This is a genomic window from Kitasatospora sp. NPDC036993, assembly GCF_055607525.1.
In genome coordinates, this window is the sequence record NZ_JBVJRP010000001.1 from 463,129 (window position 1) to 476,459 (window position 13,331).

Consider the following 13,331-nt stretch of genomic DNA (forward strand, 5'->3'; position numbering starts at 1 on the left):
TCATACCGCAGCAGCAGACGGCCTCGTCATTCCAGCTCATGCCCCTTGCCGGACAGGACCGTTACGTTGGTCGACGTGTCCACAGCTGTCATCAAGACGGACGGCCTCACCAAGAGGTTTCCCCGCGTCACCGCCCTCGACCAGCTCACCGTAGAGGTGCGGCCGGGTGTGGTCGGTCTGGTCGGGGCCAACGGCGCGGGCAAGTCCACACTGATCAAGATCCTGCTCGGGCTGGCCCCGGCGACGTCGGGCCGGGGCGAGGTCCTCGGCCTGGACATCGCCACCCGGGGCCCCGAGATCCGCGCGCAGGTCGGCTACATGCCCGAGCACGACTGCCTGCCACCGGACGTCTCCGCGACCGAGTTCGTGGTGCACATGGCCCGGATGGCGGGCCTGCCCGCCACCGCGGCCCGTGAGCGCACCGCGGACACCCTGCGGCACGTCGGCCTGTACGAGGAGCGGTACCGCCCGATGGGCGGCTACTCGACCGGCATGAAGCAGCGGGTCAAACTCGCCCAGGCACTGGTGCACGACCCGAAGCTGGTGCTGCTGGACGAGCCGACCAACGGCCTCGACCCGGCCGGCCGGGACGAGATGCTCGGGCTGATCCGCAGGGTGCACACCGACTTCGGCATCTCGGTGCTGGTCACCACCCACCTGCTCGGCGAGCTGGAGCGCACCTGCGACCACCTGGTCGTGATCGACGGCGGCAAGCTGCTGCGCTCCTCCTCCACCGCCTCCTTCACCGAGGCGACGGCCGTCCTCGCGGTGGAGGTCACCGACCTCCCGGAGGACCACGGCGCGGAGCCGGGGCCGCTGGTGCGCGAGCGCCTCGCCGCGGCCGGCCTGTCCGTCCAGTCGGAGGGCTCGCACCTGCTGCTGGTCCGGCTGGCCGACGACTCGACGTACGACACGATCCGCGACACCGTCGCCGGTCTGGGCCTCGGCCTGGTCCGGCTGGAGCAGCGCCGCCACCGGGTCGCCGAGCTCTTCACCGACGACGCCCAGCACGCCGACGCCCAGCACGCCGACGCCCAGCACACCGACGCCCAGCACACCGACGCCCAACAGGCCGACGCCCAGCAGGCCGACGAGGCCCAGGACGCCGGCCGGGGCAGGGACACCGAGCAGAGCAAGGGAGGGACGAACGATGGCGCTGCCTCCTGAGACCAGGCCCACCGACACCGGCGTCATCCACGACATCGGCTACCGCGGCTACGCCGGCCCCCGGCTCGGCCGCGCCTACGCCACCCGCGCGCTCTTCACCCAGAGCCTGCGCGCCGCGTACGGCCTCGGCCGCTCCGGCAAGTCCAAGGTGCTGCCGATGCTCGTGCTGGGCGTCATGACGCTGCCCGCGGTGATCTTCGTGGCGCTGGCGATCGTGATGAAGCGGGAGGAGCTGCCGGTCGAGTACGCCGGCTACCTCTCCAACTTCAGCCTGGTGGTCTCGGTCTTCCTGGCCTCCCAGGCCCCGGTGCTGCTCTCCCGGGACCTGCGCTACCTGACCGTCCCGCTCTACTTCTCCCGCCCGATCACCCACTCCGACTACGTCCGGGCCAAGTTCGGCGCCATGGTCTGCGCCCAACTGCTGCTGATGACGGCCCCGTTGCTGGTGCTGTACGTCGGCTCGCTGCTCGGCGGGATGGATTTCGGGCACAACACCGGGCACTTCCTGTACGGCCTGGCCGCGGCCGTGCTGTACGCCCTGGTGCCGACCTCGGTGGCCGTGCTGATCGCGGCCACCACCCCGCGCCGGGGCTTCGGGGTCGCCGCCATCATGGGCTACCTGACGGTCAGCACCGCGCTGGGCGCCATCGCGGTGGGGATCAGCAACCCCTCCAACGGCGGCAGCGACGCGATGCAGTGGTCGGGGCTGATCTCGCCCACCTTGCTGGTGGATTCCGTGGTCAACGAGCTGTTCGGGCTCGGCGAGGGCTTCGACCGCCGGCACGCGCCCGGCGGCCTCGGTCTGGTGGTGTTCGCGCTCGTCGCGGTGGCCATGGTGGCGGGCTCGTACCGGCTGCTGCTGCGCCGCTACAGCCGCGTCTGATTCGACAGCAGGGTCTGAGAGAGGGCGGCATGGCCACCATCAGCATCGACAAGGTCTCCCGGTGGTTCGGGAACGTGGTCGCGGTCAACGACATCACCATGTCCATCGGCCCGGGCATCACCGGCCTGCTCGGGCCGAACGGCGCGGGCAAGTCCACCCTCATCCACATGATGAGCGGTTTCCTGGCCCCCTCCAGCGGCTCCGTCACCCTGGACGGCGCGCCGATCTGGCGCAACCAGCGGGTGTACGAGCAGATCGGCCTGGTGCCCGAGCGGGAGTCGATGTACGACTACCTGACCGGCTGGGAGTTCGTCCTCGCCAACGCCGAACTGCACGGCCTGCCCCAGCCGGGTGCCGCCGCCCGCCGGGCGCTGGACCTGGTGGAGATGGCCTACGCCAAGGACCGCCGCACCGGCACCTACTCCAAGGGCATGAAGCAGCGGGTCAAGATGGCCTCCGCCCTGGTCCACGACCCGTCGGTGCTGCTGCTCGACGAGCCCTTCAACGGCATGGACCCGCGCCAGCGGCTCCAGCTGATGGAGCTGCTGCGCCGCTTCGGCGCGGACGGCCGCACCGTGCTGTTCTCCTCCCACATCCTGGAGGAGGTCGAGCAGCTGGCGCGGCACATCGAGGTGGTGGTCGCCGGCCGGCACGCGGCCTCGGGCGACTTCCGCAGGATCCGCCGGCTGATGACCGACCGCCCGCACCGCTACCTGGTCCGCTCCAGCGACGACCGCCGGCTCGCCGCCGCGCTGATCGCCGACGGCTCCACCTCCGGCATCGAGGTGGACGAGCGGGAGCGGGCGCTGCGGATCGAGGCGGTCAACTTCCAGGGCTTCACCACCCTGCTGCCCCGGGTCGCCGGGGAGGCCGGCATCCGGCTGTACACCGTCTCCCCGGCGGACGAATCGCTGGAGAGCGTCTTCTCCTACCTGGTCTCCACATGAGGACCCCGGACCCCGTGCTGTCACCGACCAACCGGACCCAGGAAGGGGCCGACCGACCATGAACCCCACCGTCGCCAGGCTGACCCTGCGCGGGCTGCTGGGCCGCCGCCGCGGCCTGTTGCTGCTGGTGGCCCCCGTCCTGCTGCTGGTCGCCGCGGCCATCGCCGCCGGATCGGACGCCGACGAGCACCGCATGACCCTCAAGATCGTCGGAGAGCTGGGCCTGGGCACCCTGGTCCCGATCCTCGGGCTGGTGGTCGGCACCGGCGTGATCGCCAACGAGATCGACGACGGCTCGATCGTCTACCTGCTCGCCAAGCCACTGCCCCGGTGGCGGATCGTCACCACCAAGCTGGCCGTCGCGATCGGCGTCACCTGGCTGTTCTCGGTGGTCCCGACGCTGCTGGCCGGGCTGATCCTCTACGGCACCCAGGACGGCGTGGCGCTCGGCTACACCGTGGCGGTGCTGGTCGCCGGGGCCGCGTACAGCGCGCTGTTCCTGCTGCTCGGCGTGGTCACCAGGCACGCCGTGGTGGCCGGGCTGGCGTACGCCCTGATCTGGGAGTCGCTGGTCGGCAACTACGTCGAGGGCGCCCGGACGCTGAGCATCCAGCAGTGGGGCCGGGCGGTGGCCGGGGCGGTCGCGGGGGAGGACGCGATCACCGCGAGCGTCTCCCTCGGAGCGGCCGTGCCGCTGCTGCTGGCGGTCACCGTCGGGGCGACGGTGTTCGCCTCGGTGAAGCTGGCCGGGCTGACCCTCGCGGGCGAGGAGTGAGCCCGGTACGGATCACCGCCGCACGGTGGTGATCCGTACGGCGGTGATCCGCGGGGCGCGGCCCGGGCGGGGCCGGCGGGTGGTTCAGGAGGCGGTTCCGAGGGTGCGGTCGCGGCCCGCGCCCCAGCCGGCCGCGCCGACCACCAGCACCAGGACCAGCATCAGCAGCAGGGTGGCGTCCCAGCCGCCGGTCAGCTGGTGCAGCGCACCGGCGCCGACCGGGCCGACCGCCGCGACCAGGTAGCCGATCGCCTGCGACATCCCGCCCAGCTGGGCGGCGCCGCCCGCGGTGCGGGTGCGGAGCACGATGAACGCCAGGCCCAGGCCCAGCGAACCGCCCTGGGCCACGCCGAGGATGGTCGCCGACACCCAGGCGGCGGAGACCGGCGCGACCAGCAGCAGCGCGATGCCCAGCCCGTTCAGGACGGCCATGGTCACCGCCAGCGCGCGCTGGCTGGTCATCCGGCCGGCCATCAGCGGCACCAGGAAGGCGCCGGCCACCTGCACCAGGTTGGAGAAGGCGAAGACCAGGCCGGCCTGGCCGCGATCCATGCCGTGGTCGGCCAGGATGGTCGGCATCCAGGCGACCAGGGTGTAGACCAGCAGCGACGAGATGCCCATGAAGAGGCTGATCTGCCAGGCCAGCGGGGACTTCCAGATGCCCTCGATCGGCTTGCCGGCCGTGGCGGCCGCGGTCGCCGTCCCAGGCCGCCCCTGCTGCTCCTGCCGTTCCTGCCGGGAGCGCAGCACCTGCGGCAGCCAGGCCACCGCCGCGACCAGCGCGAGCAGCGACCAGGCGCCGAGCGAGGCCCGCCAGCCGCCGCCGAGCGCGTGCTCCAGCGGGACGGAGGTGCCGGCGGCGAGGGTCGCGCCGACCAGCATGGTGGTCGAGTAGACGCCGGTCATGGTGGCCGCGCGGTCCGGGAACTCGCGCTTGACCAGGCCCGGCATCGACACGTTCAGCACCGCGATGGCCACGCCGATCACCACGCATCCCGCGTACAGGGCCGCCACCGAGGGCAGCACCCGCAGCAGCACGCCCGCGCCCAGCACCAGTACCGCGCCGAGCACCACCCTTTCGGTGCCGAAGCGGCGGGTCAGCCGGGGGGTGAGCGGGGCGCCGACGCCCTGGAACAGCACCGGCACGGTGGTGATCAGCCCGCTCGCGGTGGCGGACAGGCCGAAGATCCGCTGGATCTCGCCGACCATCGGGGAGACCGCCGCCAGGCAGGCGCGCATGTTCAGCGCGACCAGCACGATGCCGGTCAGCAGCAGGAACGGATGGGCCAGCCGGGCGCGGACGGGGAGCGGGGCAGGAGTGGTGGCAACCGGCTGCTGGGCGCGGGTGACGGCCATGGGTGTGCTGTTCTTTCGTGAATGTGCGTGGAAGCGGACGACGGAAGGGGAGGCTCGCGCCGTCCTACTTCCGGGCCGCGATGGCCGCGAGCAGCTGCTCGACGGCCGCGGTCGGCTCGGCGAGCAGCGCACGACACGCGGCCTCGGCGAGGTCCGGGTCACCGCTCTCGATCGCGTCGACCAGCGCCTCGTGGGTGGCCACGACCGCTTCGGGCATCTCGTGGTCGCCGAAGGCGGAGGTCATCGACTCGCGCACGGAGGCGCCGAAGTAGCGGTACACCTCGGTCAGCGCGGGGTTGTGCGCGGCCTCGACGACGGCGGTGTGGAACTCCAGGTCGTGCTCGACGGTGGCCTCGCGGCTCGCCCGCTCGGGGTGCGCCGCGAACACCTCGGCCTCGCGGGCCAGCGCGGCCCGCATCCGCCGGACGTCCTCGGGGGTGTGCCGCAGCGCGGCCAGCCGGGCGCCCTCGGTCTCCAGCGCCGCGCGGACCTCCAGGACGTCCCGGATGCCCGAGCGCTGGACGCCGCGCAGCACGGACGCCGGGTCGCTGGTGGAGCGGACGAACGTCCCCTCGCCCTGCCGGGAGACCAGCATTCCGGCGTGCACCAGCACCCGGATCGCCTCCCGCACGGTGTTCCGGCCGACCTGCAACCGCTCGGCCAGCTCGTGCTCGGTGGGAATCCGCGACCCCACCGGCCACGCCCCGGCCGCGAGCTGCCCCCGCAGCTGCTCGATCGTGGTGTCGACCAGGGAGCGCCGTCCGGCCGCCTGCAGACCGCCGCTCATGCCGGACCTCCCGTCGTCACCGCACACGTCATCATCGGTCGTCGGTCATCCTACAACCGCTTGCCCGGTCATCCTACAACCCACCCCTGAACAGCACGTGAACACCCGATCGTCCCTCCGGACGGCCGCTGCGCGGACAAGTGGTCCCCGCGTCCCACCGGGGACACGGCGACCTGCGCGCGGTGGGGGCCGCCCACCGGAGGCGTCAGCGCTGCGGGTAGAGGCGCTCCAGGACCTCGGCGACGCCGTCCTCGTCGTTGCCGGCGGTGACGGCGTCGGCGACCGCGAGGAGTTCCTCGTGGGCGTTGGCCATGGCGACGCCGTGGGCGGCCCAGCCGAACATCGGGACGTCGTTGGGCATGTCGCCGAAGGCGATGGTGTCGGCGGCGCGGACGCCCAGGCGGCGGGCGGCGACGGCCAGTCCGGTGGCCTTGGACAGGCCGAGCGGGAGCAGCTCGACCACGCCCGCGCCGGCCATCACCACGCCGACCAGGTCGCCGGCGGCGCGCCTGGCGGCCTCGGCGAGGGCGTCGTCGGTCAGGGCGTGGTGCTGGATGTACAGCTTGCCGAGCGGGGCGGTGAGCAGCCCGTCGCGCTCGACCCTGACGACCGGGAGCTCGGAGCCGATCTGCAACTCGTAGCCGGGGCCGGCCAGCACCTGGCCGTCGAGGCCGTCCTGGTTGGCGGCGATGGCGAGCGGGCCGGTCTCGGCCTCGATCTTCTCGATCGCGAGGGCGGCCAGCCGCCGGTCCAGGGTGAGCGAGGTGAGCAGCTTGTGCGCGCCGGCGTCGTACACCTGGGCGCCCTGGCCGCAGACCGCTATCCCGGTGTAGCCGATCTCGTCGAAGACCGGGCGGGCCCAGACGGCCGAGCGTCCGGTGACGATGATGTGCAGCGCGCCCGCGCCGGTGGCCGAGGCCAGGGCGGCGCGGGTGCGCTCGGAGACGGTCTCCTCGCTGGTGAGCAGGGTGCCGTCGAGGTCGGTGGCGACCAGCCGGTAGGGCAGGTCGCCGCCGCCGGGGGCTCCGGGGGAGGCGGGGCTGGGGCTGATGGTGCTCATGGGCCGTGCGTCTCCCGGGAGTGGCGGGTGGTGCTGGGTGCTGCGGACCGGGCTACTTGACCGGTTCGAGGACGGTCCGCCCGCCGAGGTACGGCCGCAGTGCCTCGGGCACGACGACCGAGCCGTCGGCCCGCTGGTGGTTCTCCAGGATCGCCACGATGGTGCGCGGGACGGCGACCAGGGTGCCGTTCAGGGTGGCGAGCGGGCGGGTCTTGCCCTCCTCGCGCATCCGGATCGACAGCCGGCGGGCCTGGTACTCGGTGGTGTTGGAGGTCGAGGTGACCTCGCGGTACTTGCCCTGGGTGGGGATCCACGCCTCGATGTCGAACTTGCGCGCGGCCGAGGAGCCGAGGTCGCCGGAGGCGACGTCGATCACCCGGTACGGCAGCTCCAGCGCGTTGAGGAAGTCCTTCTCCCACTGGAGCAGGCGGCGGTGCTCGTTCTCCGCGTCCTCCGGAGTGGTGTAGACGAACATCTCCACCTTCTCGAACTGGTGGACGCGGATGATGCCGCGGGTGTCCTTGCCGTAGGTGCCGGCCTCGCGGCGGAAGCAGGAGGAGTAGCCGGCGTAGCGCAGCGGCAGCTTCTCGGCGTCGAGGATCTCGTCCATGTGGTACGCCGCGAGCGGGACCTCGCTGGTGCCGACCAGGTACCGGTCGTCCTCGGCGAGGTGGTAGACGTTCTCGGCGGCCTGGCCGAGGAAGCCGGTGCCGTCCATGGCGGCCGGGCGGACCAGGGTCGGGGTGATCATCGGGATGAAGCCGGACGCGGTGGCCTGGGCGATCGCCATGTTGACCAGGGCGAGCTCCAGCAGCGCGCCGACGCCGGTCAGGTAGTAGGAGCGGGCACCGGCGACCTTGGCGCCGCGCTCGGTGTCGATCGCGCCCAGGATCTGGCCGAGCTCGACGTGGTCGCGCGGCTCGAAGCCCTCGGCGGCGAAGTCGCGCGGGGTGCCGATCTCCTCCAGGGTGACGAAGTCCTCCTCGCCGCCGACCGGGGCGGCCGGGTCGATGAGGTTCGCCAGCGAGCGGAGCAGGCGGTCCGCCTCCTCCTTGGCCGCACCCTGTTCGGCGTCCGCGGCCTTGACCGCGGCGGCCAGGTCCTTGGTGCGCTGGAGCAGGGCGGCCTTCTCCTCGCCCTTGGCTTGGGCGACCTGCTTGCCGAGCACCCGCTGCTCGCTGCGCAGTTCGTCGAAGCGGCTGCCCGAGGACCGGCGCCGCTCGTCGGCGGAGAGGAGGGCGTCGACCAGGTCGACGTCCTCGCCACGGACGCGCTGCGAGGCGCGCACTCGGTCAGGGTCCTCACGAAGCAGGCGAAGGTCAATCACAGGCCCAAGCGTACCGGTCGGCCGTTCCTCCACCGGTACGGCTTTTTCCCTGGGGATAACTCCCCCCGGCCTGTGGATAACTCCTGTGGGGAACGCGTGGGGGACGCTCCGGGGGTGGGTTATCCACAGGCCGGGGCCCGGGCCTGTGGATCAAAGGGGAGGATTGCCTTCCGCGTGAACGAATCAGGGAATTGAGGTTTCAAACCTCAATGAACCTTCCCGAGTGAGGGAATTGAAGCACTCGGACGGGTGATTTGCTGGCAACCGGGTGACTCTGGTCTGATTGGTCATCTCTGCGACGCAAACCGATGGTCCGACCAGGTCTGGGCAATGGCTATACCGGTTTGTCGACTCGTCCCCAGGCCTGTGGATAACTCCGGGCTGTGGACAGCGGAGGGGCCTGTGGACAGCGGTCGCGGCATCGGGGCCGCCTGTGGATGACGGGTCGGGTCACCCGCCCCTCCCGATCGACCCGATCAAAAATGGTCGGAAACGGTCGAAAAGACAGCGGAAAGACAAGAGGTGTCGCTCGGATGTCCCGAAGGTCTCGGCTGTCCCGAGGCCCTCGGAAGCCCTGAGGCTCTCGGCCGCCCCGGCGCCTCAGATGTCCCCGCGGCCGTCGAGCGCGCGGGAGAGCCAGTCCGCCGCCGAGACGAAATCCTCGTCCGAGGTGCCGGGACGCCGGTGGGTGGACTCCTGCCGGTCGGCGCGCGGATAGGAGCCGAGGTACCGCACCTGCGGGCAGATCCGCCTGAGCCCCATGATCGCCTCGCCGACCCGGCGCTCGGACAGGTGGCCCTCGCAGTCGATCAGGAAGCAGTAGCTGCCCATGCCCTCGCCGGTCGGCCTGGACTCGATCCGCATCAGGTTGACCCCGCGCACCGCGAACTCCTGGAGCAGTTCCAGCAGCGCGCCCGGGTGGTCCGCGGGCAGCCAGACCACCATCGAGGTCTTGTCCGCGCCGGTCGGCGAGGAGACCCGCCCCGGGCGGCCGACCAGGACGAACCTGGTGGCCGCGCTCTTCGCGTCCGCGATCTCCTTGACCAGCGGATCCAGCCCGTAGATCGGCGCCGCGAACTCGCCCGCGAAGGCGCCGTCGTAGCGGCCCTCGGCGACCAGCCTGGCGCCGTCCGCGTTGGAGGCGGCCGACTCCCAGCTCGCCTCCGGCAGGTTGGCCGCCAGCCAGCGCCGCACCTGCGGCTGGGCCACCGGGTGGCTGGTCACCGTCTTGATCCCGGACAGCTCGGTGCCGGGCCGCACCAGCAGCGCGAAGGTGATCGGCAGCAGCACCTCACGGTAGATCATCAGCGGTGTGCCGGCGGCCAGTTCGTCGTTGGTCGCGGTGACCGCGCCCTCCACCGAGTTCTCGATCGGGACGAACGCCCCGGCCGCCTCCCCGCCGCGCACCGCCTCCAGCGCCAGGGCCACCGAGGACAGCGGCACCAGCTCCCGGGTGGCCGCCTCGGGCAGGGTGTGCAGCGCCGCCTCGGTGAACGTGCCGGCCGGTCCGAGGTAGGTGTAGCGGGTGGCCGACATGACGCCTCCGGGAGATCTCGGTGGTGCGCGGGCAGGGTTGCCGAAGCAGTCACCCTAACGATTCCGCGGCCCGGGCAGGAACGTGTCTCACGGACGGGGGCCCGCGGCGCCCGGCCTCGGGGAACTACCCCTCCAGCAGCTGCTGCCCGAGGTAGCCTCCGGCCGGTGCGCCCGGCGGCAGCACGTACAGGCCGCTCGCCTCGTGCCGCAGGAAGCGGGAGAGGCCGTCGCCCCTGGAGAGCTTGCGCTGCACCGGCGTGAAGCCCCGGCGCGGGTCGGCCTGGAAGGCCAGGAAGAGCAGTCCGGCGTCCGGTGAGCCGTCCGGCAGCAGCCCGTCGTGGTACGAGAAGCCCCGCCGCAGCATCGCCGCCCCGCCGTTGGCCGCCGGGGCGGCGACCCGGACGTGCGCGTCGGAGGGGATCGCCAGGGTGCCGTCCTGGCCCTGGGCGGTGAGGTCGACGGGGGCGCGCTCGCCGGCCCCGGCGGGCGCACCGAGCGGGGCGCCGTCCGACTTGCGCCGCCCGATCACCCGTTCCTGCCGGTCCACCGGCAGCGCCTCCCAGTTGTCCAGCAGCATCCGGATCCGCCGGAACACCAGGTACGAGCCGCCGGCCAGCCAGGCCGGCCGGTCGCCGCCGGCGGCGCAGAACACCTTGGCGGCGAAGCCCTCCTCGTCCGGCCTGGGGTTGTTGGTGCCGTCGATCTGGCCCATCAGGTTGCGTCCGGTCACCGGCTGCGCGGCCGCCCCCGGGGTGCGGGCGAAGCCCGCCGACTGCCAGCGCAGCGCCGCCGTGCCGGCCGCCAGCCGCTGGAGCACCCGCAGCGCGTGCACCGCCACCAGGGCGTCGTCCGCGCCGATCTGGACGAACAGGTCGCCGTCGCCGCGGGCCGGATCGAGCGCGTCACCGGGGAAGGCGGGCAGCGGTTCGAGCCCGGGCGGCCGGCGGTCGGCCAGTCCGGCCCGGTCGAACAGGGTGGCGCCGAAGCCGAGGGTGAGGGTGAGCGAGCAGGGCCCGGCGTCCAGCGCGACCTGGTTGTCGAACTCCTCGGCCGGCTCTCCGGCGGTCAGCCGGTCGGCCGCCCTCGTCCAGCGCTGCAGCAGGGTGCGCAGCCCGTCCCGGCCGACGCCCTCGGTCAGGTCGAAGGCGGCCAGCTGCACCCTGGCCTGCGGCGGGTCGGTGATCCCGGCCTGGTGCTCGCCGCGGAACGGCACCCGGGCCGCGCCCAGCGCCCCGCCCGGCCGGCCGGCCGCGGGGGTCGCCGTACCGGGCCGGCCGTCCAGGACGACCGCCCCGGCGACACCCGCGCCGGCGCCGGCCAGCAGCCCGGCCCCGGCGGTGCCGAGCAGCGCCCGCCGGGTGAAGCCCGGGTGCCCCGTCGAGACGTGCGGCGTGGACCCGTGCCGCGTGGACTCCTGCTGTGTCGAAACGTCCGCCACCTCGCTCACCCGATCTTGAACTGCTGGGTCGGGGTGGTCTGGTCGATGTCGGAGGAGCGGATCTGCACCGACACCACCCAGGTGCCCGCCAGCGGCAGCTGCGCGGTGCCGCTCCAGCGGCCGGTGCCCTCCGGGGTGAGCGCGACCGGCAGCGGGCCCAGGTCGCGGTCCGGCAGGGTGAAGGCGAGCTGCACCTCGGGAACGTCCACCGGCTGCCCGTCCGCGCCGACCAGCGCGAGCTTCACCTCGTTCGGGCCGGTCCTGGCCGGGTTGAGGGTGACGGTCGCGGTGCCCTTGGCGTTCGGCGTCCGGCCCTTGGTGTCGTACGGGAGCTTGAGGTCGACGGTGCGGCCGGGCTCGGTCTGCGGCGCCGCCGCGGCCCCGCCGGCGGCCGGTGCGACGGCCCCTGCGGTGCCCTCGCCCTTGACCTCGCCCGCGACCCGTCCGGGCGGCGAGTTGGTGAGCATCGTGGTGACCACCAGCACGGCCACCGCGACCAGCGCCTCGACCAGCACCGAGCGGCGCAGCCCGGCCCGGGTCGGGGTCAGCCCGCGGTCCCGTCCGGCGCTGCGCAGGGCGTCCCGCTGGCGTTCCAGCTGGGCCTGCCGGAGCGGGTCCTCGCTGTGCGCCGCCACGGCGACCGGCTCCGGCAGTTCGGCCTGTTCGACCTCCACCGCCTCGGCCGGGGCCGAGCGCAGCCGGGCCAGCCAGGACCGGGAGATCCAGGCGACGCCGAGCATCACGACCACGCAGCCGCTCTTCACCAGCAGCAGCCGCCCGTACTCGGTGCCGGTCAGCGCGCCCCAGCTGCCCAGCCCCCGCCAGGACTGGTAGATCCCGGTCACGGCCAGCACGGCCACCGAGCCGAAGGCGATCTTCGAGAAGCGGTCCACCACCCCGGCGCCGACGCCCTCGCGCAGTGCCACCAGCAGCGCGGCCAGCCCGCCCAGCCAGAGCGCCATCGCGATCAGGTGCAGGATGCCGAGCGGCAGCGCCAGCCAGACCTGGATGCCCACCGAGGCGTGGTCGGCGCCGACCCAGGTCGCCGAGAGGGCGACCGCCAGCACCAGCCCGGCCACGCCGAGGCCGAGCCGGACCTCGCGCTGCGGCCGTTCGGCGGCCCGCCGCTCCAGCTCGCGCAGCTCGGCCGCCTCGGGGTCGTCCTCGGAAGCCCCGGAAACCACGGATCCCTGGTCCTCCGGCTTCGGCCCGACCGGCCGCGGCGGCTGCCCCAGCTGCCCGACCAGCAGCGACAGGAACACCCCGCTCGCCGCGAGCAGCAGCAGCCGGGCGGCCAGCGCGGTGCCGATCCGCTCGTCCAGCGTGGCGCGCACCAGCGACAGGTCGAAGGCCTGCCCGACCCCCGAGCCGCGCTCGTACGGGCCGCGCAGCATCAGCACCGCGACGGTGGAGACCAGCAGCGCCGTCCAGCCGGTCATCAGCAGCCGCTGCACCGGGCGCCGGGCGGTGCCGGCCGGCCAGCAGAGCAGCACGAAGGCGGCGGCGCCGACCAGCAGCGCGAAGGCCGCGTACGCGACGGTGCGTCCGGTGCCGTACAGGGCGGCGACCAGGCCGTCGGCCTCGGCGCCCTGCAACGCGGTGGCCGACACCGAGGTGTCCGAGGGCGCGCCGATGGAGAAGGTGAACGCCCCGCCGATCGGGTGCGAGTCGTCCGAGACGGCCCGCCAGGCCACCGTGTAGGTGCCGTTGCCGAGCCCGCCCTTCAGCCCGACCCTGGCGGTGTTGCCCTTGCCGTCGGCGTGCGCCGGGTTGCCGGTGTCCACGGCCTGGCCGGCCGGGTCGAGCACCCGGACGGAGTCGCCGGAGAGCGAGACGGACTCGCTGAAGGTCAGGGTCACGGCCTGCGGGGCGGTGGCGACCACCGAGTTCTGCCGCGGGTCGGTGGAATCCAGGGTGGCGTGCGCGGAGGCCGGTCCGGCGCCCGCGAGCATCAGCGCGAGCAGCGCGCCGAGCACTCCGAGCACCCCGGCGATCCGGCGGTGGGCGGCCTTCTCCGGGCCGGCCGGCTGCGTGGTGGCGGTCCCCATGGTTGGC

General features: G+C 73.3%; 11 protein-coding genes. 4 read left to right on the top strand and 7 right to left on the bottom strand.

Annotated elements, in window-relative coordinates; genetic code table 11:
- The first annotated feature begins 75 nt into the window (after positions 1–75).
- The 4 genes from ACZ7C5_RS02160 to ACZ7C5_RS02175 are packed head-to-tail and all read left to right on the top strand — an operon-like array spanning position 76 to position 3,772.
- Positions 76–1,167 carry an ABC transporter ATP-binding protein gene (locus ACZ7C5_RS02160; protein ID WP_470321711.1) on the top strand — a complete coding sequence of 364 codons (1,092 nt, stop codon included), beginning with the start codon at positions 76–78 and terminating at the stop codon, positions 1,165–1,167.
- Positions 1,151–2,050, top strand: a complete 900-nt coding sequence (locus tag ACZ7C5_RS02165; protein WP_401089128.1) for an ABC transporter permease — start codon at positions 1,151–1,153, stop codon at positions 2,048–2,050. Before ACZ7C5_RS02160 ends, ACZ7C5_RS02165 begins: the two co-directional genes overlap by 17 nt.
- 29 nt (positions 2,051–2,079) lie before the next feature.
- The gene (locus ACZ7C5_RS02170) at positions 2,080–2,997 is read left to right on the top strand and encodes an ABC transporter ATP-binding protein (RefSeq protein WP_401089126.1); all 918 of its coding nucleotides are present in this window, start codon (positions 2,080–2,082) and stop codon (positions 2,995–2,997) included.
- A gap of 58 nt (positions 2,998–3,055) precedes the next feature.
- A complete protein-coding gene (locus tag ACZ7C5_RS02175; protein WP_401089124.1) occupies positions 3,056–3,772 on the top strand; it encodes an ABC transporter permease in 717 nt (238 codons plus the stop codon).
- A gap of 84 nt (positions 3,773–3,856) precedes the next feature.
- On the opposite strand, the gene ACZ7C5_RS02180 is transcribed toward ACZ7C5_RS02175, so the two are convergent.
- The 7 genes from ACZ7C5_RS02180 to ACZ7C5_RS02210 all read right to left on the bottom strand — a co-directional run bounded on the left by ACZ7C5_RS02180 (position 3,857) and on the right by ACZ7C5_RS02210 (position 13,324).
- Positions 3,857–5,128: a CynX/NimT family MFS transporter gene (locus tag ACZ7C5_RS02180; protein WP_470321712.1), complete on the bottom strand. Its 1,272-nt coding sequence runs from the start codon at positions 5,126–5,128 to the stop codon at positions 3,857–3,859.
- Positions 5,129–5,192: 64 nt separating this feature from the next.
- Positions 5,193–5,915, bottom strand: coding sequence for a FadR/GntR family transcriptional regulator (locus tag ACZ7C5_RS02185; RefSeq protein WP_401089121.1), 723 nt, complete (start codon positions 5,913–5,915; stop codon positions 5,193–5,195).
- Positions 5,916–6,120: 205 nt separating this feature from the next.
- Positions 6,121–6,975, bottom strand: a complete 855-nt coding sequence (locus ACZ7C5_RS02190) for an HAD family hydrolase (RefSeq protein ID WP_470321713.1) — start codon at positions 6,973–6,975, stop codon at positions 6,121–6,123.
- 52 nt (positions 6,976–7,027) lie between these two features.
- Positions 7,028–8,302, bottom strand: coding sequence for a serine--tRNA ligase (serS, locus tag ACZ7C5_RS02195; protein WP_401089117.1), 1,275 nt, complete (start codon positions 8,300–8,302; stop codon positions 7,028–7,030).
- 600 nt (positions 8,303–8,902) lie between these two features.
- Positions 8,903–9,838, bottom strand: a complete 936-nt coding sequence (gene pheA / locus ACZ7C5_RS02200; RefSeq protein WP_401089115.1) for a prephenate dehydratase — start codon at positions 9,836–9,838, stop codon at positions 8,903–8,905.
- Between the two features lie 124 nt (positions 9,839–9,962).
- On the bottom strand, positions 9,963–11,276 hold the full coding sequence (efeB, locus tag ACZ7C5_RS02205; protein ID WP_401089113.1) for an iron uptake transporter deferrochelatase/peroxidase subunit: 1,314 nt from the start codon (positions 11,274–11,276) through the stop codon (positions 9,963–9,965).
- Between the two features lie 5 nt (positions 11,277–11,281).
- Positions 11,282–13,324: a FixH family protein gene (locus ACZ7C5_RS02210; protein WP_401089112.1), complete on the bottom strand. Its 2,043-nt coding sequence runs from the start codon at positions 13,322–13,324 to the stop codon at positions 11,282–11,284.
- Between the last annotated feature and the right edge of the window lie 7 nt (positions 13,325–13,331).

What these genes read in the sequence shown, in the direction of transcription:
- ACZ7C5_RS02165 (WP_401089128.1), top strand. Translation starts at nt 1,151, where the DNA reads ATGGCGCTGCCTCCTGAGACCAGGCCCACCGACACCGGCGTCATCCAC.
- ACZ7C5_RS02170 (WP_401089126.1), top strand. Translation starts at nt 2,080, where the DNA reads ATGGCCACCATCAGCATCGACAAGGTCTCCCGGTGGTTCGGGAACGTG.
- ACZ7C5_RS02175 (WP_401089124.1), top strand. Translation starts at nt 3,056, where the DNA reads ATGAACCCCACCGTCGCCAGGCTGACCCTGCGCGGGCTGCTGGGCCGC.
- ACZ7C5_RS02180 (WP_470321712.1), bottom strand. Translation starts at nt 5,128, where the DNA reads ATGGCCGTCACCCGCGCCCAGCAGCCGGTTGCCACCACTCCTGCCCCG.
- ACZ7C5_RS02185 (WP_401089121.1), bottom strand. Translation starts at nt 5,915, where the DNA reads ATGAGCGGCGGTCTGCAGGCGGCCGGACGGCGCTCCCTGGTCGACACC.
- ACZ7C5_RS02190 (WP_470321713.1), bottom strand. Translation starts at nt 6,975, where the DNA reads ATGAGCACCATCAGCCCCAGCCCCGCCTCCCCCGGAGCCCCCGGCGGC.
- pheA (WP_401089115.1), bottom strand. Translation starts at nt 9,838, where the DNA reads ATGTCGGCCACCCGCTACACCTACCTCGGACCGGCCGGCACGTTCACC.
- ACZ7C5_RS02210 (WP_401089112.1), bottom strand. Translation starts at nt 13,324, where the DNA reads ATGGGGACCGCCACCACGCAGCCGGCCGGCCCGGAGAAGGCCGCCCAC.